19 protein-coding genes and 1 tRNA gene are annotated in these 23,464 nt (G+C 60.6%); 8 read left to right on the top strand and 12 right to left on the bottom strand.

The genetic code is table 11. The annotated features are described in order from the left end of the window. Positions 1-141 precede the first annotated feature (141 nt). Entirely contained in the window at positions 142-984 is an 843-nt protein-coding gene (locus EXY20_RS22090) for a lipoate--protein ligase family protein (RefSeq protein ID WP_135554273.1), read from the bottom strand. A 274-nt stretch (positions 985-1,258) separates the two neighbouring features. On the opposite strand from EXY20_RS22090, the gene EXY20_RS22085 reads away from it, so the two are divergent. From EXY20_RS22085 to EXY20_RS22075, 3 genes are all read left to right on the top strand, one after another. Further along, entirely contained in the window at positions 1,259-3,028 is a 1,770-nt protein-coding gene (locus tag EXY20_RS22085) for a DEAD/DEAH box helicase (protein WP_235886135.1), read from the top strand. After that, positions 3,025-4,026, top strand: a complete 1,002-nt coding sequence (locus EXY20_RS22080) for a YqhG family protein (protein ID WP_135554271.1) — start codon at positions 3,025-3,027, stop codon at positions 4,024-4,026. Before EXY20_RS22085 ends, EXY20_RS22080 begins: the two co-directional genes overlap by 4 nt. Before the next feature lie 142 nt (positions 4,027-4,168). Further along, on the top strand, positions 4,169-5,158 hold the full coding sequence (locus EXY20_RS22075; RefSeq protein WP_135554270.1) for a hypothetical protein: 990 nt from the start codon (positions 4,169-4,171) through the stop codon (positions 5,156-5,158). On the opposite strand, the gene EXY20_RS22070 is transcribed toward EXY20_RS22075, so the two are convergent. Together EXY20_RS22070 and argS are read right to left on the bottom strand one after the other, a co-directional pair. After that, the gene (locus EXY20_RS22070; RefSeq protein WP_135554269.1) at positions 5,155-5,409 is read right to left on the bottom strand and encodes a YqzE family protein; all 255 of its coding nucleotides are present in this window, start codon (positions 5,407-5,409) and stop codon (positions 5,155-5,157) included. The two genes, EXY20_RS22075 and EXY20_RS22070, sit on opposite strands and share 4 nt — an antisense overlap. A 134-nt stretch (positions 5,410-5,543) precedes the next feature. Further along, positions 5,544-7,250, bottom strand: a complete 1,707-nt coding sequence (gene argS, locus EXY20_RS22065; protein WP_135554296.1) for an arginine--tRNA ligase — start codon at positions 7,248-7,250, stop codon at positions 5,544-5,546. A gap of 232 nt (positions 7,251-7,482) precedes the next feature. Between argS and EXY20_RS22060 the strand changes: the two genes are divergently transcribed. Further along, positions 7,483-7,566: transfer RNA gene (locus tag EXY20_RS22060), tRNA-Leu, on the top strand. A gap of 105 nt (positions 7,567-7,671) precedes the next feature. Here EXY20_RS22060 and EXY20_RS22055 read toward each other — a convergent pair. From EXY20_RS22055 to EXY20_RS22045, 3 genes are all read right to left on the bottom strand, one after another. Then, positions 7,672-7,866 carry a hypothetical protein gene (locus tag EXY20_RS22055; protein ID WP_207671319.1) on the bottom strand — a complete coding sequence of 65 codons (195 nt, stop codon included), beginning with the start codon at positions 7,864-7,866 and terminating at the stop codon, positions 7,672-7,674. A gap of 257 nt (positions 7,867-8,123) precedes the next feature. Beyond that, positions 8,124-8,450: a hypothetical protein gene (locus EXY20_RS22050; RefSeq protein ID WP_135554267.1), complete on the bottom strand. Its 327-nt coding sequence runs from the start codon at positions 8,448-8,450 to the stop codon at positions 8,124-8,126. 110 nt (positions 8,451-8,560) lie between these two features. After that, on the bottom strand, positions 8,561-9,130 hold the full coding sequence (locus EXY20_RS22045; RefSeq protein WP_135554266.1) for a xanthine phosphoribosyltransferase: 570 nt from the start codon (positions 9,128-9,130) through the stop codon (positions 8,561-8,563). Positions 9,131-9,337: 207 nt separating this feature from the next. On the opposite strand from EXY20_RS22045, the gene EXY20_RS22040 reads away from it, so the two are divergent. Then, positions 9,338-10,072 (top strand): DUF4309 domain-containing protein, encoded by a 735-nt coding sequence (locus tag EXY20_RS22040; protein WP_135554265.1) that lies wholly within the window; start codon positions 9,338-9,340, stop codon positions 10,070-10,072. 161 nt (positions 10,073-10,233) lie between these two features. Beyond that, complete coding sequence (locus EXY20_RS22035) at positions 10,234-11,268, top strand: YkvI family membrane protein (RefSeq protein WP_135554264.1); 1,035 nt, start codon at positions 10,234-10,236, stop codon at positions 11,266-11,268. Here the strand turns inward: EXY20_RS22035 and EXY20_RS22030 are convergent. After that, positions 11,206-11,610 (bottom strand): hypothetical protein, encoded by a 405-nt coding sequence (locus EXY20_RS22030; RefSeq protein ID WP_135554263.1) that lies wholly within the window; start codon positions 11,608-11,610, stop codon positions 11,206-11,208. The genes EXY20_RS22035 and EXY20_RS22030 overlap by 63 nt on opposite strands. A 22-nt stretch (positions 11,611-11,632) precedes the next feature. Continuing rightward, on the bottom strand, positions 11,633-11,899 hold the full coding sequence (locus EXY20_RS22025; protein WP_135554262.1) for a hypothetical protein: 267 nt from the start codon (positions 11,897-11,899) through the stop codon (positions 11,633-11,635). Positions 11,900-12,139: 240 nt separating this feature from the next. Here EXY20_RS22025 and EXY20_RS22020 point away from each other — a divergent pair, with 240 nt between their 5' ends. After that, the gene (locus EXY20_RS22020; protein WP_135554261.1) at positions 12,140-12,898 is read left to right on the top strand and encodes an SDR family NAD(P)-dependent oxidoreductase; all 759 of its coding nucleotides are present in this window, start codon (positions 12,140-12,142) and stop codon (positions 12,896-12,898) included. A gap of 126 nt (positions 12,899-13,024) precedes the next feature. Further along, positions 13,025-16,612 carry an Ig-like domain-containing protein gene (locus EXY20_RS22015; RefSeq protein WP_167859422.1) on the top strand — a complete coding sequence of 1,196 codons (3,588 nt, stop codon included), beginning with the start codon at positions 13,025-13,027 and terminating at the stop codon, positions 16,610-16,612. A 79-nt stretch (positions 16,613-16,691) separates the two neighbouring features. Here EXY20_RS22015 and EXY20_RS22010 read toward each other — a convergent pair whose 3' ends face one another. From EXY20_RS22010 to EXY20_RS21995, 4 genes are read right to left on the bottom strand one after another with little or no spacing between them, the layout of a single operon-like run. Further along, positions 16,692-17,477, bottom strand: a complete 786-nt coding sequence (locus EXY20_RS22010) for a hydroxypyruvate isomerase family protein (RefSeq protein WP_135554259.1) — start codon at positions 17,475-17,477, stop codon at positions 16,692-16,694. 16 nt (positions 17,478-17,493) lie between these two features. After that, a complete protein-coding gene (locus EXY20_RS22005; protein ID WP_135554258.1) occupies positions 17,494-20,826 on the bottom strand; it encodes an AAA family ATPase in 3,333 nt (1,110 codons plus the stop codon). Further along, positions 20,823-22,214: a metallophosphoesterase family protein gene (locus EXY20_RS22000; protein WP_167859421.1), complete on the bottom strand. Its 1,392-nt coding sequence runs from the start codon at positions 22,212-22,214 to the stop codon at positions 20,823-20,825. Before EXY20_RS22000 ends, EXY20_RS22005 begins: the two co-directional genes overlap by 4 nt. Then, positions 22,211-23,350, bottom strand: a complete 1,140-nt coding sequence (locus EXY20_RS21995) for a glycosyltransferase family 4 protein (protein ID WP_135554256.1) — start codon at positions 23,348-23,350, stop codon at positions 22,211-22,213. The genes EXY20_RS22000 and EXY20_RS21995 overlap by 4 nt, the downstream gene beginning before the upstream one ends. Between the last annotated feature and the right edge of the window lie 114 nt (positions 23,351-23,464).

Below are 23,464 nucleotides of genomic sequence, written 5' to 3'. Positions count from 1 at the left end.
AACCCCGTTCCCGCCTTGTAAATCCGACTACAGTCCCTTTTTCGTCATTTTCCTTGGGGCTGCAGCATATTTTTGGGGCGGACGAAGCGAACCCGCTCCCGATCGATGTTCGTCGCTGCATGCGGCGCGTCGGCCGGGCCTTCAACGCCGCAAGTTCCACTCGTCCGCGCCGAATTTTTCCACCGCAAGCAGCGAAGCCAGAGACAGCTCGTAAGCGGTCGGCTCCGCCTGTTCGAGCGCAATGCCCATGCCTTCGGCGAATCCGGCGCGGAACGCAGCTTCCACCTGCTCCGGCTCCGCCGCCGGCTTGCCTCCCGCGCGGAGCAGGTCGTTGATCGCAACCGCCTTCTCGCGAAACGACAACATCATACGCTGCTTCAGCGCCTCGCTGCGGAACTTGAGCAGCGAAAACAGCTGCTCCGTATCCAGTTCGCGCAAGATCGAGCCGTGCTGCAGCACGACGCCCTTCTGCCGCACTTGCGCGCTGCCCGCCACCTTGCGCCCTTCGACGACCAATTCGTACCACGACGGCGAATCGAAGCAGGCGGCCGAACCCGCCGAAGCGAATTTGCGTTTCTCCTCTTCTGACGCCAAGTTGACCATCTGCGCATCCAGCCCCAGATTGATAAATCCTTGCAGCAACCCTGCGCTGAGCACCCGATACGCTTCCGTCACCGTTGACGGCAAACCCGGGTACGTCTCCGACACCACGATGCTGTAGGTAAGCTCCTTGTCGTGCAGCACCGCCCGCCCGCCGGTTGCCCGTCTGACGAAGCCGATGCCTTGCCGCCGCAGTTCGTCGAAATCGACTTCTTCGGCCGCCTTCTGGAAGTAGCCGATGCTCAGCGTCGCCGGCGACCAGCCGTAAAACCGCACCGTCGGCGGCGACTTGCCTTCCCCGTGCGCGATGGACAGCGCTTCGTCCAGCGCCATATTATAAGCGGGCGACGCCTTTCCCGATGAAATGAACCGCCATGTTTCCAACTTGACCGCACTCCTTTGCGTTCTCCATGTTGCGCCGCAGCCGTATCGTCGTCCGGCATGCGGCTTTTTGTCCATTGTACAAGCGAATGGCCTCCCGGCACAAATGAAAGCGCGCTCCGAAATACGGCTGGTCGTTCGCCCTGGTCGTCAGCTCCGCTGACTGCTCGGGTATGCATCCTACCTGACGGCGAACTGCTCGCCCATGCATCCAGGGTTGGAAAGCCAACAATTGGCTCATACTACTAACAGGCAAGCAGCAAGGGAGGATACGAGGGTGCAGAACCATCATCTGCCGCACGTTCGCTACATTGACGATCAACTGACGATCCATTTCGACCGCGATTGGCTCGGCGAACTGCAATCGAGGCACAACAAGGGCGGCCCATGGGATCCGTGGACACTGTACCGGCTAGCTTGCGAAGCGGAACAATCGCGGCTGATCGGCAGCTTCGACGACTTGCTCTGCCTGGATCACCTGAACGGGCTGGAACCATTGCCGCACCAGCTCGACACCGCGCGCAAAGTGCTGCACGACATGCGCGGTCGGGCGATTCTCGCCGATGAAGTCGGTCTTGGCAAAACGATCGAGGCCGGACTTATTTTAAAAGAGTATATGATTCGCGGCCTAGTCCGCAAAACGCTCATTTTGGTTCCCGCATCGCTGGTGCTGCAGTGGGTGCGCGAGCTTAATCAGAAATTCGGCATTGCGGCGGTCGCGCAAAAAAAAGAATACATGTGGACCGGCAGCGACGTCGTCGTCGCCTCGATGGATACGGCCAAACGCGAGCCGCACAAGGACATCGTGCTCGGTCTCGATTATGACATGCTGATCGTCGACGAAGCCCACAAGCTCAAAAACAAAAACACGAGCAGCTATCGCTTCGTCAGCGAAATCCGCAAAAAATATTGCCTGCTGCTGACCGCAACGCCGGTGCAGAACGATTTGACCGAGCTGTACAACCTGATTACCGTGCTCAAACCCGGCCAGCTCGGCGGGCAAGGCGAATATGCCACCAAATACGTCGCCGCCAAACGCATTCCGAAAAACGAAGAAACGCTGAAAAGCGAACTGGCGAAAGTTATGATCCGCAACCGGCGCAGCGACGGCAACGTGCAGTTCACGAAACGCCACGTGCAGAACGTGACGCTTTCGCTTTCCGCCGAAGAGCAGGCGCTGTACGATGGCGTCACCGATTTTGTCAAGGGTCGCTATCGCGAGGCCGGCGGCGACATGAGCAGCGTGCTGTCGCTCGTGACGCTGCAGCGGGAAGTGTGCAGCAGTCGCGACGCCGTGTTCGTCACCCTCGTCAACCTGTTCAAAAAAACGGCCGAACATTCGCCGGTCCGCGCCAAAATATGGGAGCTTGTCGAAACGATTAAAGCGATCAAGTCCAACACGAAAGCGGATCAAACGATTGCCCTGATCGAGCAGTTGAAGGAGAAGGTGATCGTCTTCACCGAATATCGCGCGTCGCAGGACTATTTGCTCAAATTTATGAAAGATCGGGGCATTGTGGCGGTGCCGTACCGCGGCGGGATGAATCGCGGCAAAAAAGACTGGATGATGGATCTGTTCAAAGGCCGCGCGCAAGTGCTGGTGGCGACGGAAGCCGGCGGCGAAGGCATCAACCTGCAATTTTGCCGCCATATCGTCAATTTCGACTTGCCGTGGAATCCGATGCGGGTGGAGCAGCGAATCGGCCGCATCCACCGGCTCGGGCAAACGAGCGACGTGAACATTTACAATTTGTCCACCCGCGGCACGATCGAAGAGCATATCCTGTCGCTGCTGCACGAAAAGATCAATATGTTCGAAATGGTTATCGGCGGGTTGGACACCATTTTGGAGCAGATGGAAAAAACGTCATCGCTCGAATCGCAGTTGTACCAAATGGCGCTCGAAGCAAGCGGCGACGAGGACATGAGGCGGCGCATCGACAAGCTCGGCCGGTCGTTCGATGCCGTCAGGCAGGAGGTCGTCCAGGTCGCCGTACCTCCGGACAGATATAACAACGGCGAAGCGACGGAGGTGGCGCAGCGATGAACCGAATCCAGGTGCAGCAATTCGTGGAAACGTATATGGAAGCGACCGATTGCCAAATCATTGAAAAAGCTCCGGGTTACATCACCGTCAAGCTGTCGCCGCAGGCCGACAAAGATTTGACCGGCCGCACTTATTACTGGGGCTTCGTCGAACGGACCGGGGCGCCGCCGGAAACGATGACGTTCACCTTCGTTTTCGACCCGGAGCGGTCGCCGCCACCGCCGGCCAAACGCAGCCCCGGAGCCGCCGCGGGCGCCGCCAATCCGAAGCCGGACATTGCGAATGCCGATTCGATTCTCGGCCGTTATTTCGGCGTCTCCCAGCCGGCCGTTGCCGCAAGCCGCACCCCGCGCGAGGAAGTGACGTTCGGCAGCCGCCGCCTGATGCAGCTGTTCGCTTCCGTCCTGGCGAAAGGCCGTTTCGTGCGCATGTACGAACAGCCGGTCGCCCCGCCCACCCGCACGGGTGCGGGATATTCCGCCTCGGCGGGTTATCATACGTGGCTTGCGGTTAATTATGTAGTAGAGCTTGCTTGCGACATGAAGCGCAGCGAATGGCATTCGCTCGGCATCAATCTCGCAACCGGCGAAATGGCGGAGCAGTTCCACGAGCGGCTGCAAGCGTTGCGGCTGTCGCCGAATTTGCCGGAAGGCGTACACCTGCGCACGTCGCAGCTATCGCTTGCGTTTGGGACGGCGCAGCTCGAAACGCTGTTGGAACGCAAGCTGCGCCGCTACGATCATGGCTGGGCCGACGAAGCGCTGGACCGGCTCGCTGCCGAACTGGCGCGGATCGAAGGCTATTACGACAGCCAGCTGCAAACGGCTGACGAACAGGAGCGCCGCGCGATCGCCGAACAGTTCGAAAACCGCAAACGCGAAATCGACTGGCAGTACCGTCCGAAAATTATCGCCAAGGTGGTTAACTGCGGTTTGTTTCATACGGCGGACGGGCTGCGGGAACGAACGGACATATCATGCCAAGGCTCGCCACCATAACGGAAAAATATCGCTTTTTCCCTGCCAGGAAACGGCAAACATCGCGGCAGGAAACTACTACAATGAATCTCGTGCCACGCAAAACGAGATAGAACGAGACGAACAAGAAACTACAAGCCAGAGAACAAGCGGGTGATTCCAGATGAAACGTTATCTACTTGCGCTTCTGCTTGCCCTTCCGCTGTTGACCGGCATCATGCCGGCCGTCGACAGCGAGGAGCAGCTTGCGCCGGACTCCCAGCGTCTTCCGGTCGCAACGAGTGTCGCTGCGGTTGCCGCGCCTTCCGCCGGCGGCACCGAAATCGCCGGCATGGAGGCGATCATTCGCCAGTCGATCGGCACCTTGTCCGCGCTTCCGGATTTTGCCGGATGGCAGGATGCGGCATGGGACGTGTATCCGCTCGGCCCGGGCACGCACGGCTGGGTTGTGCTGCTGACGAAGCAAGGCAAAGAAATCGGCTATTTGGTCATTAGCGCCGCTGAAGACGGGCAGCTCTCGCTCACCGAGTATGGTACGGGCGATCGTCCGCTCTTCAGCCTGGACACGCTGCGGCAAGCGATGACCGGGCAAGAGATCATCGCGCCCGACATGCCGCTGGCGCAATTTATGGACGAAACCGTCGTGGTCAAGGAGCGGCTGTATACCGGCGCGCTGCAAGCGGTATGGAAAGTGTCGATTGGCCACGACTCGTTTTACTACGATGCCAAAACTGGCGACAGACTGCCGAACCTGGGCGCCTTGGCTGCTGCCGCAAGCGGTGCCGGCGGCAACAACGACGAAAAAACCGCTCCCGGGGCGGCGGTAAAAGCGGAAAACGGACAGAACGTTCCGATTATTGCGGTTTCGGCGGCGTCAGGAACGTTCGATCCGTACGAAAATATCGGCTGGATGGATAATCAGGATCCCGCCATTAGCAATCGCCATACAATCGGGCTGCTGCTCGCGGACGGTGCTCATATCTTGTACCGCGCCAAAATTTTTCAGCCAACCGTCGCCTATGCGCTCCCTGTCACCGGCATTCATACCTGGACGCAATCAAACAGCAGCTATTTCGAGCTTGACCAGGACGGGTCGCGGTTTGTGACGGCCGGCGAGTTGTTTGCCGCAGGCTCATTTGTACACGTCGATTAAGTCGAACGTTCCCGCTTGCGGCCGAGCAGCGCCCGTACGGCGCGCCGGGCGGCAAGCCGTTTGAACCGGCTGCGGACGCCGCCCATCCACATGCCAAGCGCGGCCGGAAGCATGCCGAACCAGCGCGACGACCATGTTTCCGCGGCTTTGCGGCTGGCTCTCAGCTCGCGTCGGCGCGATTTTGGCGTATCGATGTATAAGGTGACCCGCTCGGCGACATATTTGACGTATTCATCCGTTTTTTTCGACATGATGGCTTCCCCCTTCAATAAATAAGGATATTAGCTACAGTATTCCCCGATCGACGCGATTCTATGTATGCGCAAGAACGGCAAAAAAACCGGCTCCCTTAGCAAGGAGTCCGGTTTTTTTGCCTGCGGTCAGCTTAAATCCGTTCTGGCGTCTTCAGGCCGATGAGCCGCAGACCGTTGCCGAGCGCGATCTGCACGCAGCGTACAAGCGCAAGCCGCGCCCGGCGCACCGCTTCATCGTCCACCAGAATGTGATGCTCGTAGTAAAATTTGTTGAAGCTTTGGGCGATATCGATCAAGTGGCGGCTGACGATGGACGGCTCCATTTTGTCCATGGCCAGCTCCACCTTCTCGCGGAACAAATACAGCTGGCGGAACACGTCTATCGTTTCTTTCTCCTGCAGCAGCTCGCCGTCGACTTCGCTTGGCAGCTCCTCCGCGCTTACGCCCGCCCTGGCCAGCAAACTGCATGTTCTGGCGTACGAATATTGCACGTAAGGACCGGTTTCGCCGTCAAAGTTGAGCGCTTCTTCCCACGAGAACACAATATCCTTGATCCGGTTCGCGCTGAGGTCGTTGAATACGATCGCGCCGACGCCGACCTGCTCCGCGACTTCGTCTTTATTTTCCAGATCCGGATGCTTCTCTTCTATAATATCGCGCGTTTTCGCGATCGCCTGCTGCAGCAGATCTTCCAGCTTGATGACATTGCCTTTGCGCGTCGACATCCGCGCCCCTTCCAGACTGACGCGGCCAAACGCGACATGGTGCAAATCGCCCGCCCATTCGTAGCCCATCAGTTCGACAATTTTGAACCATTGCTGAAAATGAAGGTTCTGCGCATAGTCGGTGACGTAAATGCACTTGTCGAAATCGTAATGCTGCTTGCGGTACACCGCCGCGGCCACATCGCGGGTATGGTACAACGAGCCGCCATCCTTCTTGAACATGAGCGCCGGAGCCATATTGTAGTCGTCCAGCCGAACGATCATCGCGCCGTCGTCTTCTTCCAGCAGCCCTTTCTCCTTCAGGCGGGAAATGACCGGTTCGGTTTTGTCGATGTAGAAGCTTTCGCCCGCATAGGAATCGAAGGTGACGCCGAGCAGCTTGTATATTTTATCGAATTCCTTGAAGCTGATGTCGATGAACCATTTCCAAAGCCGCTTCGCTTCTTCGTCGCCTTTCTCCAGACGGACGAACCAGGCCCGCGCTTCGTCTTCCAGCTGAGGCTGCTTTTCCGCTTCCTCATGGAATTTGACGTACAACCGCTGCAGTTCTTCGATGCCGTTCTCCTCTACCTGTTGCTCGTTGCCCCATTTCAAATAAGCGACAATCTGCTTGCCGAACTGCGTGCCCCAATCGCCCAAATGGTTGATGCCGACAGTATTATAGCCGAGAAACGTATAAATGTTGTAAAGCGCCCTGCCGATCACCGTGGAACGCAAATGCCCGATATGAAACGGCTTGGCGATATTGGGCGAAGAAAAGTCGATGACGACCGTGCGGCCCTGGCCAACGTTCTGCGAACCGAACCGCTCCCGCTCCGTCAGCGCTTCCGTGGCAACCGCCGCGGCAAAGGCGGATTTGCGCAAGGTAACGTTGCAGTAGCCGGATACCGCCACGGCGCGCTCGAACGCTTCGTGCTCCGGAAGGCCGGACGCGATCTCCTCGGCGATTGCCTGCGGCGCCTTGCGCAGCTGTTTGCTCAGCTTGAAGCACGGCAGCGACAAGTCGCCAAGCTCCGGATTCGGCGGATATTCGATCAGCCCGCGCAGCGTGTCCGCCTCCACTCCTTCCAGTCCGGAAGCGATCAAACCGGCGAGCAGTTGTTTGTAATCGATCATCGTCCTCTTCCTTTCAACTATATGTAAAGCACCCCGGACCGGGGTGCTCCCAAGACGTACGCCGATGTTGACTGAACAACATTATATAGCGGGCATTTCCAAATGTAAAGCAGGCTCCGAACCGGAGGGCGCCTCAAAAAAAGATTGTCCCCCTGCCTTGACTTCGCCGTTTCGAGCATGGTATTATAACACTTGTCGCTGTGAAAACGGCGGCGCAACAACCGAATATGCGGTCGTGGCGGAATTGGCAGACGCGCTAGTTTCAGGTACTAGTGGGCTAACCCCCGTGGAGGTTCGAGTCCTCTCGTCCGCATCAAAACAATCAAGGGTTTCAGCTTTCGGGCTGAAACCCTTGTTCGTTCTTTTGACGATCCTGCGAAGGTTTAGCGCATATTTGCAGGCAAGTTGCCCGTGCCGCTCAGCGGACGATCGGCTCGAACCGGTAATGGCGGTCGAGCTTGACCACCTTGCGGTTCGGCTTGCGGATCAGCACCACGTCATCGTCCCAGGCGAGCACGATGCCCCTCACGTCATTGTGCGGATCGTCGTCGCGGACAACCCTCACTTTGGTGCCATCGATTCGCAATCGATCGAGTTCCTCTTCCGTAATCACTATTTCCGCCTCCCTGAAAGATGTTGCCCGCGAACGCGGCCGCTCTTACCGATAGCATACTATACCCGGCTCCGGCAGGCAAAACGCAGCCAACCAGACGCCATACATAGCCGTTTCCGGTTACGGGCATGGTACTTACAAGGAGCGCCAGCTTGGCACGCCGGAAACGAGGCGGCATATCGAGTCGATGAACGTCATGGAACCGCGGTGAGGATAAACAAAGACCTAACGAGCGAAGCGCCCGTTAGGTCTGGATATCAGCTGACGTGTTCCTTCGAATCGTTCGTTTCGAACCAGTAATCCAGCACCTTGCTGGACATGACGCGCTTCTCGATATATTCGTTCTGCTGCGCCGAAAATTGCACTTGCCATTCTACGCTCAGCTCACGGCACAGCTTGACGATCGTGAGCAGCTCCGACCAAGCAACGTACCGCTTATACCAGAAAAATTGCGGATGTTCGATCATATAGGGATACAAATCGTCGAATTCGGTATGTTTGCAATCAAGCGCCCGTTCAAAATGGATTTTGGCTTCGGCCAGTTTGGAAAGCAGAAAGTCACCTGTCAAGTTGCCATTCTCCATCGCTTATGCCTCCTCTCTATCTCAACCTCATTCCCCATTATAAAGGAAAAGCCGCGAAGTGGGAAGCCAATGGCCAGTTGAAAATAATGCTTCCGTTTTCAAACCGCCGCTCATTCGAACGTAATGCTGCCGCCTTCCAGCGACGTGATGCGGACGAGCGACTCCACGCGGATGCCTTGCTCGCGAATCGTGCGCGCGCCGGCCTGGAACGTTTTCTCCACGACGACGCCAAGCCCGACCAGCTCTGCGCCGGACCGTTCAATAATCCGAATAATGCCCCGCGCCGCGTCGCCGTTGGCAATAATATCGTCAATGAGCAGAATGCGGTCGCTTGCGTTCAAGAATTGCTTCGACACCATGATATCGGTGACGATGCCTTTCGTAAACGAAGGCACCCGTTCGCACCACGAATCCTGATCGGTCGTGAGCGTTTTTTTCCGCCGCGCGAACACCATAGGCACCTTGAGCTGCAGCGCCACGGCGAATGCTACCGCAATGCCGGACGATTCGATCGTCATCACCTTCGTCACGCGCTCTTCGCCGAACCGTTCCGCGAAAACCGTTCCCATTTCCATAATCAGCGCCGGATCGACCTGATGGTTGAGCAGCGCGTCCAGTTTCAGCACTTCGGGCGAAACGACGACCGCTTCCTGCAGAATACGTTTCTGTAGCGACTTCATACTGCGGAATCCACCTTTCATCCGATCGTTTGGAGAGCTTGCTTTCCATCAAACTTATCATATCGACGAATCAATTTTCAAGCGAAGCCAACGATTTTCAGAAAAAGCGCAACTTTTCAGCCTCTTGGGCTGTCTAATAGGTATCGGCTGGAAATGTAGGCTGATGCAAGCTGTCAGCGACCGGGCTCCAGGAAAGGAACGACCGTCATGACCTCATATATTGCGCGAAATACGCGTCTAAGCGCCGCCGCATGCGCCTTCCTGCTGTTCGCGGCCGGTTGCGAATCGAATGCGGCGCTGCCGGGCGGCCAAACCGCCGTATCCGCTTCGCCTTCTTCCACCCCCGGCGCGACGACCGAGCCAACATCCAGTTCGCCGACTCCCGAGCCTTCGTCGTCATCGGCGAGTTCGGTGCAACCGTCCGTTTCGCCCGCGAAGACGGCCAACGATACGCAATCGCTGGCCAACGCCGTTACCGGATCGGGAGTGGACGCACCGCTTAATGCGCAGCGTGAAACGAACTGGCCCCAGCCGCAGCCTTACACGAGCGCCAAGCCGCTGCTCATGGGGTTGTCGCTTGCCGACACGAAAGCAACCGTTACAGCTGCCTACGGCAAGCCGGCGGCAGAATTCGAGATGAACGACGACAGCAACGATCCGCTTCGCGTGTTCGATTACGAAGCGTTCTCCGTCGGCTTCGGCCAGAACGGCTACCTGCGCTTTATCGACATCGCCAGCGCTTCGCTCGATCCCGGCCTGAATGGCGTCAAGCTGGGCCAACCCGGCGACGAAGCGATCCGTTTGCTCGGCAATCCCGATATCAAAACGAATTACGTCATCGCCTATACAACGGCAACGACCGTGCTCAAGCTGGATATCGATCCGAAATCGAAACGCATCCAGTCGATCAAGCTGTTCGGCATCGACGAGCTGGGCTCCTGAGCCGATGGCAACCACCCCCTGTCCCGCCGGACAGGGGGTGTTTTTACGTTGTCCAACCGAACCCTGCCGCTTCGCGATGTTGAAGGCATGCCTTCGGCCTGTCCGTCATAGGTTGTAATGTGCGCAGCGAATGACGCAGGCTGCAGTCGAGGGTACAGCCGATGAAAAAAACGGGGCAAACGATACAGGTGGCGTTTACGTACATGGGAACGATCGTTGGAGCCGGCTTCGCTTCCGGGCAGGAAATTTTGCAATTTTTCACCAAATACGGCTGGCTCGCCGCCATCACGATCGCCATCGCCTCCGTGCTGTTCATCTGGCTCGGAACGAAGCTGATGGTAATGGCCGGTGAGTCTCGCACGTCGTCGTACGAAGATTTTAACAAACTGCTGCTGGGCAACAGGCTGGGCGAATGGATCAGCTTGTTCATGCTTGTCGTGCTGTTCGGCATTTCGACGGTCATGCTTGCCGGTGCAGGCACCTTGTTCGCCGAGCAGCTTCACATGTCCTACCAAGCGGGACTGCTCGTGACGATGCTGCTTGCATACGCCGTCATTGCCGGCGGCATTCGCGCCATCGTAGCCGTCAACGTCGTCGTCGTCCCGCTCATGCTGGCGCTGACCGTCGTCATCGTGCTGACGACGGCGCAGCTGCCGGGGGCGGACAACTGGCTGCGGCTCACCAGCGACCATCCGCTGGCCTCCGTTTGGCTGTCGCCGCTCCTGTACGTTGCGTTCAACCTCGCTACCGCGCAAGCGGTGCTCGTGCCGCTCGGCGCAACGATCCGCGACAAGTCGGTGCTGTACCGCGGAGGTTTGCTTGGCGGGCTTGGCATCGGCATCATGCTGCTGGCCGGCCATGTGGCCATGGCCGCCTATATGCCGGGCATCGCCCAATTCGAAATCCCGATGAGCCACATTGTCGGCCGCCTCGGCATCGTCATGCAGCTCGTGTATGCGATTATCATTTTCGGCGAAATATTTACTACTTATGTAGCCGACGTATACGGCTTGACGCTGCAGCTCGAACAACGGACCGGCATCGGCAAATACGCGATCATCGCACTCACGCTCGGCGCCGGCTACGTGGTCAGTCAATTCGGGTTCGGCAATCTGTTGTCGCTGCTCTATCCGTTATTCGGCGCCGTCAGCCTGCTCTGGTTCGGGCTGATGCTGCTGCGCCGCCGTTCGGCGTGACGCCGCCAGCTGCAACGCAAAACCAAGGCGGGCAAACAGCAGCGCGATGCCGGCCGAGACGAACACAAAGCCGCATAACAAATAGCCGAGTCGATAATCCGGGTACATCAACCGATCGCGCCAAATGGCGAGCAAATCCGCCAGCAGAAACACGAGGCCGCCGCAAGCAAGCACAGTCACTGCATAGTCCCATGCCGTCCAGCGCAACAAACGGTCCGCCAGTTGGGCCCGCCGGTTGCCTTGCTCGTGACGCCGCTGGAAAGTAGCGGCCACCGTGTAAACGACGGCTCCCGTTGCCGTCAGCCCAATCACGGCGCATATGATCGCAAGCGCAAAAAACATCGACGCCCCCTCCCTTTTCTGCTTACTCCAACAGTTTCAACTGCATGACAAGCCACACGACGGCGCCGAACAAGAATGCCGGCACCAGGCAAAATAACGCCGCCACAACCGGCACCGGCAGGAACGGCACCGGCCGCCATACCCACGAGATGCGCACGTCATTCCGGAATGCCCTGCGCCGGTCTTCCGGCGCCGGGTGCGCTTCCGTCGCTTCGCCTGCTCGGATCGTGCCTTTGCGCCAGCCGATCCGGTACGTAATTTCGCGTTGTTCCTGCAATCGATCCGTCAATGTGGCCAGTCCCTTCATTTGCCGAAGCAAATCTGATTAACGCGCAGTCAAAAGTCGGCTTTCTAAACTGCCTCTGTTACTATAGTAGTCGATGGCGTTCGCGGAATGCAATGCATCCGTACGCGGACAAGCCGGACAATTTACTTCCGCGGTTCAGCAACCTTTTGCCAAAAAATGACGTATAGATCAGCAAAGGAAGCGCCAGCCTATTGACGTCAAACGAAAAGGAGGGAGCGATCGATGAAAAAGACAGCGCTCATTACCGGAGGCGCTCAGGGCATCGGACGGGCGATTGCGCTCGCGTTCGTACAGCAAGGTTATGCCGTATCGATTCTCGATCCGGACCGGGATGCGGGGCTGGAAGTCATTCGCCTCGCGCGCAGCGAGAACGGCCAGGCGATATTCGTCTGCGCCGACGTGGCCGACGACGAAGCCGTCGCCCGGTGGATTCGTCTGACCGCCGACGATTTTGGCGGCATCGGCGCACTCGTCAACAATGCCGGCATCGGCATCGGCGGATCGCCGCTGACGCTGGCGCCGGCCGACTTCGACCGCGTCATCGCCGTCAACCTGCGAGGCACGTTCATTTGCTCGCAGCAGGCGGCGCGCTTCATGACCGCAACCGGCGGCGGCAGCATCGTCAACATCGCTTCGACGCGCGCCTTGATGTCCGAGCCCGGCAGCGAAGCGTACGCCGCATCCAAGGGCGGCATCGTCGCGCTGACGCATGCGCTCGCCGTCAGCCTCGGCCCGCACGGCATTCGCGTGAACGCGGTAAGCCCGGGCTGGATCGAAACCGCCGAATGGCAGCGTTCGGACCGGGCGCATGCGCCGCAGCATAACGAGCGCGACCGTCTGCAGCATCCGGTCGGCAGAGTGGGGACGCCGGAAGACATCGCCGCCGCTTGCGTTTATTTGGCCGGACCGGCTGCGGGGTTCGTCACCGGGCAGAACCTTGTCGTCGACGGCGGCATGACGATCAAAATGATTTACGAATGAGCACCCTTGCCGCATGTAGAGCTAGTTCAAATTGAGGATGATCTTTCCAACTCGTTCATGGTAAAATGAGTAGGCTTGCGGCTTGCGCAGAAGAAAAAAGATCACCCACTTGGGATGGAGGAGCCGATGAAAAAAATCGCCTTGTTGCTGTTATTGGTCGTGCTGGGCGCGCAATTGTTTCCGCTGGCCGCCTTTGCCGGCGTGCAGGAACCGCCCGGGAGACTCAACGAAAAATACAACGCGCTGCAGAAGCTGGGCATTTTTGAGGGATTCGAAGACGGCAACCCGCGTCTGACCGAAGATATGACACGCGAGCAGTTGGCCAAAATTTTGGCGCTTCTATGGCACCTGGAACCGGAAACCGGCTATTCGTCGTATAACGACGTGCTGGCGGACCGCTGGTCCTCCGGTTATATTGAAGCCGTGACGACCGCCGGCATGATGAACGGCATGGGCAATGACCTCTTCGACCCAGCAGGCAAAGTGACTTACGAGCAACTGGCCGCCGTATTCGTGCGCGGACTTGGGCTGCCCGAAGACAATACGACCAATCTGGGCTCCAAGCTCGGCAAAGTAAGCGAATGGGCGCGCGGTTATGTCGTGCAGGCCATTATGAAGGAACTCATCTATAATCAGGACGACTTTGCGCAGCACGTGCTGCGGGCGGATCTGGTGACCGCCACCTATCAGGCCAACACTCTGCTGCAGCTTGGCAGCAGTCCGACGCCTACGCCTACGCAGCCGGCCGGTATTACCGTCACCGAAGCGAAGGCGGTAAGCGCAACGCAAATCAGCGTAACCTTCAGCGACGGCGTGACGCAGCTGTTCAGCAAAACGCTTGCGCCCGGCGTGGAAACGTCGACCACGATCGCCTACAAAGGCAAATCGCATACCATTACCGTGACGTGGACGCCTCCCGAACAGCCGGCCGTCGAACCGATACCGCAAGCCGACCCGAACGAGCCGGCGAGCCCCGATTTATTCGTGAGCACCGCGGCGGCGGCAGCGAACGGCGTCATCAAAGTGATCTTCGTTACGCCGGTCGATCGGGCGCCGATGAGCAATTTTTCGCTGCAGGACAGCGCAGGCAATCCGATCCCGCTTCGCAACGTTTATTTTCAGAATCCTACTACGGCTCTGCTGTACACGGATCCGCTTGCGGCAGGCGCGACTTATACGCTTCGCGTCGTCAGCAAGAACGATTACTCCGGTTCGATTACGCCGCCGCTTGCGGATGCGGTCAAGCCGAGCGTATCGTCCGTATCGACGAACCCGAACGGCACCGTCAACGTGCTGTACACCGAACCGATGGATCCGTGGAGCATCGGTCGCAAGGAGGCTTATGCCATCCCGAGCCTTGAGGTGACGCGCGTCATCGTCGCCGACGACGGCAAGTCGGCGCTGTTGACCACTTCGGCGCAAACGTCCGGCGTGCGGTACAACGTAACGTTCGGCGCCGGCATCACCGACCTGAGCGGCAACGAACTGCAGCTGCGCAGCAGCGCGCTTGGCTTCGCCGGCGTTGTCGACAGAACGAAGCCGCAGTTCCAAACCGTCTCGAGCGTCGACGGCACGCACCTGAAAGCGGTCTTCAGCGAAGAGCTCGACGAAACTTCCGCGGAAACGACTGCCAACTATCAAATTACCGGCGGGCTGACCGTAACGGCGGCCGAACTGGCAAGCGACCGCAAATCCGTTTTGTTGACCGTTTCGCCCAAACAATCGGCGACCAGTTATACGCTGACGGCCGACCAGGTGAAAGATTTGAGCGGCAACGCCATCGACAAAACGCAGCGCGTCTTCTACGGCAATATCGATTCGGTTTCCCCGACCGCAACGCTGCTGTCTTCGCTTAATGGCGATATCAAATTGAAATTCAGCGAAAAAATGGCGCGCATCGGCGTGGAAACGCTCGGCAATTATACGATCCGCGGGTTATACGACAATTCGCTCACGCTGTCGGTCGTCAAAGTTTTCCTCGACAAGGACGACATGACGCTGACGTTGAAGACAACGCCGCAGACAAGCAACATGTACACCCTGACGATGCAAAATATGACCGACCCCGCGGGCAATGCGCTCATCGTGCCTTCCGGCGGCATCACGTTTGCCGGATATCGCGACTATACCCCGCCGGCTATCGACAAGATCGTCCAGGACAACGGCATCGTCACGATTTATTTCAACGAAAAACTGGAGCCGGTTTCGGCGCAAACCGCAAGCAACTATCGCTTTGACGGCAGCGCGGCAGCCTCGGCTTCGTACGACGATTCCATCAAGGCGGTGCGGCTGACGACCAGCGGACTGACGCCGGGCAGGGCATATCTGTTCGCCGTGTCTGGTGTCAAGGACTTGTCGGACAATGTGCTGAACACGACCCGTTCGCTGGCCATCTCGAATCCGTTTACGCTGCAGTCGATCGTCGGACTCGGCCCGAACACCGTCGACCTGCATTTCAGCCGGCAACTGACCGCCTCCGAAGCTTCCGCCGTTGTCGTGACGATGACGAAGGCAAACAACGCCGCTTGGAATACTTCGGGCATTACGACGGCAACGGCGCTGCTGAACGATAAAATGACCGTCAGGGTCAAATTCCGTACCGGCAGCAACACGAACCCGAACTTGTTCCTGCTTGGCGTCACTTACGAGGCAAAAGTGACCGGCCCCGCCGATTTGGCAACGGCGAACAACGCCAACGTACAGACGTTCATCGGCGCCACCTCCGAGCAGGCTGCGCCTTACGCGTACAGTCCGACAGCGGGGGAAAATGCGACCGTCGTCGTCCATTTCAGCGAACCGGTCAAAAATATCAAAGCGAATTCGTTTACGATTCGCGATACGAGCAACCGGTCCATACCGATCTCCTGGGTGGAAGGCGACGAACAAATCGGCTCGCCCGTCGATAAAGCGACACTCTACCTGGGCGCTCCGCTGGCCAGCGGCCAGACGTACTACTTGAACATCGTCGCCGGCATTACGGATGCGATCGGATGGACGCCGCTGAAGCCGCTTTCCGGCAATACCGCGGTAGGGCAAATTGTCGGCTACGGGTATGCGAATGTGGCGCCGAGCCTGTTCTTCGCCTACGCGCCGGATAAATACGCGATTCAAGTGTACTTCAACGAACCGGTGAACAACATGGATGACGGCCCGTATACGCTCGTCGATACGACGGCGAATACGTCGATGCCGCTGAACAGCTCGAATTCGACTATTGTCGCGAACAGCCAACAGACCTATGGCGTGATCTATTTGTTTGCCAGCGATTCCTTCACGGGCCTGATCGCCGATCATTCGTACAAAATTACGTACAATACGTCGTCCGGCCACATCAGCGACAAACAAGGCCTCGCCCTCTCCAGCAGTACCGGAGTAGTCGAACAATCGTTCCAGGGCAACGGCGCCGAAAATGCAAGGCCGACCATGACCGGCGTGCTGGAAGCGAAAGGAACGACAATCAAGGTGCAGTTCAGCGAAGATTTGCAGCCGGCAGCTTCAGTGAACGCCATGTTCACCGTGCGAATCGAAGGCAACCCGGTCACCGTTTCAAACGGAACGATCAACAAAAACGTCGTCACCTTGACGGTCCCGAATATGGCCGCCGGCAAAGTAGGCGACGTGCAGGTGAACGGCACCGGCATGCTGCAGCTGAAGGACTGGAACCGCCAAACGATGGCCAGTCAGCCTTCGCCGTTCCAGTTCGTTGCTCAATAACAGGCGCAACAACCCAAAGAGCCTCCCGGACTCGATTGCGAGTCGGGAGGCTTTTTTTCGTGCGGCGTATGGCTTCGAGCTATCCGTTCGCCGTTTCGAATCGAGCGCACAGCTCCCCCTTCACGGCGAGCAAGCTTGCTTCCGGATCGCCGAGCGGAAAATATTCCAAACCGACATAACCGGTATAGCCCGTTTGGCGAATCGCTTCGAGCACGTTCGGGTAATGAATTTCACCGGTTCCGGGTTCGTTTCGGCCGGGATGATCGGCGGCGTGGAAATAGGCGATATGGCCGATGCCGGCACGAATCGTCGGGATGAGGTCGCCTTCGCTGATTTGCTGGTGATAAATGTCGTACACGACTTTGACGTGCGGACTGTCGACGGCCGCCGCCACTTCGAACGCTTCCGCCGCATGCACCAAATAATGGCCCGGATGGTTCACCTTCGTATTCAGCGGCTCGACGATCAGCGTCACGCCCGCTTCTTCCAAATACGGCGCACACATCTCGAGCCCTTCGATCATCGTTTGCCGCTGCCGTTCCCGCGGTACACCGGACAGTTCGTTGCCCGTCTGGGTAATCAGGAACCGGCAGCCGAGTGTGCGTGCCGCGGCGATGCTTTCGCGCAGGCCGGCGATATACGCGCCCCGCTGCGCCGGATCGACGAGCGACACCATCCGCGTGCACATGGAGGCAAGCGTCAAGTCGTGCCTTTCCTTGGCCAACACGATCGTCTGCACGGTTTGTTCGGACCATCCCCATATTTCAAAAGCGCGGTAGCCGCAGCGGGCGACCGTTTCGATCCGCTGCTCCAAACTCAGGCTGGAGCCGCGAAACACGGCGTCCAAAGATGGCGAAAAGATCATAGGGCTTTGCCTCCCGTTATCCTTTATGTGCGGCCGGCTGCAGCGGCGCAACTTGCGCGCCAGGATGAACAGCCGCGACCGCTTCGGCCATATGCGTGTGGCAGGTGAAGAGCAGCAGTTGATGACGATCCGCCACCTGTCCGAGCACAGGCAACGTCTGCCGCAGCCGCGCCGCGTCGAAATTGACGAAAATGTCGTCCATCACGATCGGCAGCCGGACATTGCGTGCGAACTGCTCCGCCAGCGACAGCCTCATCGCCAAATACAGCTGCTCCGCCGTCCCGCGGCTGAGCAGGGCGGAATCGAGCTGGCGCCCGTCCGCTTCGCGGCGGACGAACAGCTTCTTGACGCCGAGCGGCGCCATCACGCGCGTATACTTCCCTTGGGTAATATCGGCAAAATAAGCCGAAGCTAGCTGCAGCACCGCCGGCTGACGGTCGCGCTCGTACAACTCGCGCGTCTTGCGGAACAAGGCGGCGCCAAGCGCAAGGCCGGCCCAGCGCTCGAGATGCTCTGCCAGCAGCGCCTTGTGCGCCTCCAGCTTGGCCAGCTGCAGGGCGTGGCTGTCTCCGCGCTCGAGCTGCTCCAGTTCGCTGCGCAGCCGGCCGCGGCGGTCGTGCTGCGCCGACAGTTCCCGCTCTGCCCGCTCCTTTTCCGCCAACGCCGCTTCGCGCTGTTCGCGCAGCGCCGGCGCATCGCTTGCGGCCAGCAACGCTTCCGCGTCGAGCCGCTGGCCGCCGCGACCGAGCGCCACCTCGAGCAGCGCCTCCAGCTGCGCCGCTTCGGCGCGCAGCGACGCCGCATGTTCGGCGTCCAGCACCAGCCGGCGGAACTGCTCTTCGTCCGCTGCGCCGGCTTCGGCCCACAGCGCGGCGATACGCGCCTCGATGCGCGCCAGCCCGGCCGCCGCCAGCTGCCGTTCCTCGTCCAGGCGGAGCAGCTCCTCCGCCAGCGCCTCGCGCCGGCGAATCGCAGCCGCCGTGCGCTCCGCCTCTTCCTGGCGCAGCAACAGCATGGCGCCGGGATCCTGACGGGCGCCGGAGCCAAGCAGCCGCTCCGCCGCCTGTACAAACGACTCCGCGTCAAACCGCAGCTTGTCGCGTTTGCTTTCGAGCTGGCGCAGCGCCTGGAGCTGCGCGTAAGCCGTTTCGATCGAACGCAGCGTTTCGAGCGTCGTTTCGGGATGCTCCGCCTGCGGCAGCCGCTGCTCCGCCAGCCATTCGCGCCACGACGCTTCAAGCTGCCGCCGCTGTTCCCCTGCGCGTTCGGCGGCAGTGCGGCTGGCCGCCAGGCGCGCTTCCTGCTCCCGCACCGCCGCTTGCGCTTCGCCGAGCTGTTCGGCCTGCCGCTTGTGCCGGCCGAGTCGCTCCGCAGCCGCGGTATGCCGCTGCTCTCCCGCAGCAAGCAGGTGGCGAACCGCTGGCGGCAGCTCGTCCTCTTCCGGCTCCACGGCAGTCGCGGACGACTCGGCGAATGCAGCGAACGCTTCGCGGTATGCACCGGACGACACCCCCGAAGTGCCGTCCGTTCCCACCATACGGCGCAGCGCTTCAACCCGCTCGTTCAACGTAGCGGCGGTTCGGCGTACCGCCTGCTCGAGCCGCTCCTTCTCCTGCGCCAGCGCTTCGAGCCGGGGAGACGCTTCCACGGCGGGAGGCGCGTAGCGCCCGCCGCGCCGCCCTCTTGCAAGGCCGCCGCGCTCCGCCTTTGCCCGGCGGCTGCGCCGAACCGCGGCGACGATCGCTCCGGCCGCAAGCGCGGCACATGCCGCCGCCGCTACCGCGGCCGCCCAATGCCGCGGCGCCAGCGCCAGCACCGCCGCCGCCGCGGCGATAGCCGCTCCGGCGGCAACCAGCGCCGGCGCCAGCCAGCCGGCGGCCGTCGGTGCTGATTGCCGCGGCTGCGCTGCGGCGCGGCCGCGCTCGTCGCGCTCGCGCTCCGCCGCATGGCGCAGCTCCAGCCGCTGCCGCGCGAGTTGCCCGGCGCCGCTGCGCAGCGCCTGCATCGCCTCCGGCAGCAGCGCCAGCTCCCGCTGCGCGGCTTCGGCGCTGCCCGCCGGCGTTGCCGCAAGCGCCCGCTCGCGCTCCGCCAGCCGTTCCCGCGCCTCCGCCAGTTGGCGCTCAAGCTCGCCGGCTTCGTACTCGCGCTGCTCCAGCTCGCGGCCGCTTCGCGCGAACCGTTCGCCGTACGAGCGCACCCGCTCCGCGCGCTCCGGCATCGCCGGCTGGGCCGCCAGCATCTCGGCGCTCCAGCCGGCGCCGATCCGGCGCAGCTGCTGCCCCAGCTCGCGCTCCGCGGCGTCGATCGTCGCGGCTTGCTCCGCCAGCTCCAGCTCCGCCCGGCGATGCAGCGGCAACCGCTCTGCCAGCGCGGCGAGCTGCTCGCGATCGCCGGCCGCTTCCGTTCCCGTCGGCAACCGCTCCTGCTCTGCCGCGAGCTGTTCCCGGCGCAGCTGCAAACGCTCCGCCGCTTGCAAGCCCGCCTCCCGCTCGGCGAGCAGTCGCTCGAAGCGCGGCAGCGCCTCGGCGGGCATCGGCCGGCTTGCGGGCAGCTGCGCCAGCTCGGCGGACGCTTCCTGCAGCCGCTGCCAGCTGGCTTGCGCCTGCAGGCAGGCGCCCAGCAGCGCAGCATTTGCATTCGCCCGCTGCAATTGTTGACCGGCCGCCGCTATCGCCGTTTCGGCCGCATCGCGGTCGGCCAGCAGCGCTTCGTAGCGGCCGATCTGCTCCTTGCTGCGCCGCAGCTCGGCGTCGGCATCGGCTATCGCCGCCAACAGCTTGCCGACCGGCTGCAGTTTGCCGCGCGGCCGGTACAGCTGCTCCATCTCCGCCGCCAGCTTGCGCTCGGCGGCAACGATCGCCGCCCCTTGCCCGCCGAAGCCGGCGCCGTACAAGTAGCTGCCGAGCTCGTCCGACTGCAGCGTGCGCAGCTCCTGCAGTTCGTCAAGCCCAAAGGCGAACAGGCTGCGGTACAGCTCGCCGGACAAGCCGCCGAGCAGCCCGCGCAGCTGCGCTTCACCGCCGGTCGTGCCGTCCTCGCGCGTAACGGCCAACGTCTGGCCGGCCCTGCCGCGGCCGGAAGCGGTTTCGCGGCGCGCGATGCGATAGCGGAAGCCGTCGCCCGCTTCCACATCGAGATGGCCGCCTTGCGCGCCATAATCCGCCGCAGGCGGTTCGGTTCCGCTCGCCGGGCGCGGCGGGAAACCGAACAGCATGGCGCGAATGAAGCGCAGCAGCGTGCTTTTGCCGGCTTCGTTCGGCCCGTAAATGACCGTCATCGTCCCTTCGAACGTCAGTGCGACCCGTTCCAGCTCGGCGAACCGTTCGATATAAAGCGCTGCGATCCTCATCCGCCGTCGCCTCCTTCCCGTGAGCCGCCCGCGCCATCGGCGGTTTCGCTGCCGCCGGGCTCCGGCAAGAGCGAACGCACCGGCGACGCCGCGAGTTCGCCGGCCAAGCCGGCCAGCGCGTCGATCGCCAGTTCCTCTGCCGCCGCCAGCCAGCGCAGCCGGTCGGCCGATTGAGCGCCGTGCAGCCACTCGGCAGTTCGTCCGCCGGTCAGCAGCGGCGCAAGCGCTTCTTCGCACAAGCCGGCCAGCGCCGTTTCGTCTTGTGCCAGCTCCGCCGCCAGTTGCAACAAGTCGCCCAAATACCCGCCGCCCGCAAGCAGCGACTCGCGGTCGACAGGTTGGCCGGTTGCGGCTTGCACCGCTTCGGTCCAGACGAAACCGGACACGCCGTATCGCTCCGCCCGTTCGGCTTCGGCCGCCCGCAGTTCGGCCGCCAGCTCCAGCACGGCCGCCGGTTGGCGCAATCTGGCGTGAAGCGGGCCGCGACCTTCAATTGCAAAACGGATGACGGCGGGACGGCCGTTCCCCTCCTCGCGCACCGCCTCCAGCTCCGCCTCGAGCGCATCCTTGAGCGCCTGCTCCGATGATAGCCCGTCGATCGATAATGCACGCGTGTGCCACCGCATGGCGTCCAGTTCGTGGAACGTCAGTTCCGTCCGACCGGACGCATCCACGTCGACCAGGCAGCAGCCTTTGGCGCCGGTTTCGCGAATGCTGCGGCCCTGCAAATTGCCGGGATACACGACGAACGGCGCTTCGTGCAGCACCCGGCGCGTATGTACATGGCCAAGCGCCCAATAGTTCATCCCGCTGTGCACCAGTTCCTTGAGCGAACACGGTGCGTAATTGGCATGTTCACCTTCCCCGTCCACATTGGCGTGCAGCACGGCGATATGGTACGGCGCGCCGGGCCGGACCCGGAAGCCGCGGGCCAAATTGGCCGTCACTTCCGCCGTCCCGTACGACATGCCGTACACATGCGCATATGGCCGGTCTTCTCCCCGTTTGTGCAGCGGAATGCTCTCCACTTGCTCGGATGAAAAAAAACGGACATTGTCCGGCCAGCGCAAATGCGCCGACCGGCCGTCCGCCGGGTCGTGGTTGCCATGGGCGACGAATGCCGGGATCCCGGCCGCGTCAAGCCGCTCCATCGCCTGTTGAAAGCGAATTTGCGCCTGCAGCGAACGATCGGCCGCATCGTAAACATCGCCGGCAATCACCAGAAAATCCGCCTTTATCCGGATCGTCAGCTCGACCAGCGCCTTCAGCGCTTCGTAACCCGCCATCAACACCGTCTCTCGGATCGCCGGAGGCATTTGCGCGGAGAGCCCGCGAAACGGGCTGCCGAGATGGAGATCGGCGGCATGGACGAAACGAAAGCCGCTCACGACGGCTGCCCTCTCGTCCGATACCGCTCGTATACGCGCGTCAACTGCTGGATGACGCGGTTGAGCGAGTACGTCTTTTTCGCCTTGTCCCATGCCGAGCGCGCCATATTGTAGCGAAAATCGGGATCGGCGATCAGCTTCTCCAGCGCGTCCGCCAGCGCGCCGGGATCGTCGGGAGGAACGATAAGGCCGTTGCGGCCGTTTTCGATTTGTTCGGCAATGCCGCCTACATTCGTGCCTACGAGCGCCAGCATGCAGAGCGCCGCTTCGGCGAACACCGAACCGAACGCTTCCGCGCGGGACGGCAGCACGAAAATATCGAAAAACGGCATAAACTCCTCCGGATGGAGCATATAGCCGTAAAAAATCGTTTCCTCGTACACATTCAGTTCGCCGGCCATCTGCTCCAGCTCCTGCCGGATCGGTCCGTCGCCGATCAGATGCAGTACGAAGTCGACCCCCCGCTGCTTGAGCTGCGCGCACGCCTGAAGCAAAATATCGAGGCCTTTGGCCGGCACAAGCCGGCACACGCAGATAAGCTGGGGCACCGCATTGTCGTGCGGAATCGGGCGGAAACGCTTCTCGTCGAAGCCGTTCGGGATTACGCCGATTCGCTCGACATCCTGCACATAATCGGACAAATATTGCTTGAAGGAAGAGGATACCGTCGTAATCTGCTCCAAACGGTCCTCGAGCTCGCGGTATAAAGAAGTCAGGAACACATGCGCCGGGCCGTCCGGTTCGATTTTGCCGTTCAGCAGCAGCTCGCGCTCGTAACTGGAGTGAATCGTCATCATGACCGGCGTTTGCGGAAACAGCTGCTTCATCGCCAGCGCGGCGACCGGATGATGGGCATGGATCAGATCGTACGATTTGCGAATGCGCAGCTTCGTCCACCAAATATAATCGCGGTACGTTTGCAAATATTTGTCGACAATCGGATCGCCTTCGAATGCACGGCAATCGAACGTGCCGAAGGAGACAGGGTCGGAACCTTTGCCGCGGATGCGCTTGGGCAGCGAAAACAGCTCCATGTCCCAGCCCTTCCTGGCGAAACGTTCCTGGATATACGGCACCATCGACGATACGCCGCCCGGCTGTTCGGGCGGGAAGAAGAGAGCCTGCAATATGTTCAACGGAGTTCCTCCTTGCTCTCTCCTGCTCGGAAGAGTGGATTACGCTCCTAAGTTTACCAAACAGACGTTCCCTGAGCAATAGAACTTTTTGAGCCATTCGGCATTCTCGACAGG

The organism is Paenibacillus cymbidii (assembly GCF_004764705.1).
In the GTDB taxonomy this organism is placed as follows: domain Bacteria; phylum Bacillota; class Bacilli; order Paenibacillales; family NBRC-103111; genus Paenibacillus_AN; species Paenibacillus_AN cymbidii.
This window is presented reverse-complemented; position numbering and strand designations above follow the sequence as displayed.

Bases quoted from the DNA above. Each gene is read 5' to 3' on its own strand.
- EXY20_RS22045 (WP_135554266.1), bottom strand. From the start codon at position 9,130: ATGAAGTCGCTACAGAAACGTATTCTGCAGGAAGCGGTCGTCGTTTCG.
- EXY20_RS22050 (WP_135554267.1), bottom strand. From the start codon at position 8,450: ATGGAGAATGGCAACTTGACAGGTGACTTTCTGCTTTCCAAACTGGCC.
- EXY20_RS22035 (WP_135554264.1), top strand. From the start codon at position 10,234: ATGAAAAAAACGGGGCAAACGATACAGGTGGCGTTTACGTACATGGGA.
- EXY20_RS22080 (WP_135554271.1), top strand. From the start codon at position 3,025: ATGAACCGAATCCAGGTGCAGCAATTCGTGGAAACGTATATGGAAGCG.
- EXY20_RS22005 (WP_135554258.1), bottom strand. From the start codon at position 20,826: ATGAGGATCGCAGCGCTTTATATCGAACGGTTCGCCGAGCTGGAACGG.
- EXY20_RS22040 (WP_135554265.1), top strand. From the start codon at position 9,338: ATGACCTCATATATTGCGCGAAATACGCGTCTAAGCGCCGCCGCATGC.
- EXY20_RS22015 (WP_167859422.1), top strand. From the start codon at position 13,025: ATGAAAAAAATCGCCTTGTTGCTGTTATTGGTCGTGCTGGGCGCGCAA.
- EXY20_RS22070 (WP_135554269.1), bottom strand. From the start codon at position 5,409: ATGTCGAAAAAAACGGATGAATACGTCAAATATGTCGCCGAGCGGGTC.
- EXY20_RS22030 (WP_135554263.1), bottom strand. From the start codon at position 11,610: ATGTTTTTTGCGCTTGCGATCATATGCGCCGTGATTGGGCTGACGGCA.
- EXY20_RS22075 (WP_135554270.1), top strand. From the start codon at position 4,169: ATGAAACGTTATCTACTTGCGCTTCTGCTTGCCCTTCCGCTGTTGACC.
- EXY20_RS22010 (WP_135554259.1), bottom strand. From the start codon at position 17,477: ATGATCTTTTCGCCATCTTTGGACGCCGTGTTTCGCGGCTCCAGCCTG.
- EXY20_RS22020 (WP_135554261.1), top strand. From the start codon at position 12,140: ATGAAAAAGACAGCGCTCATTACCGGAGGCGCTCAGGGCATCGGACGG.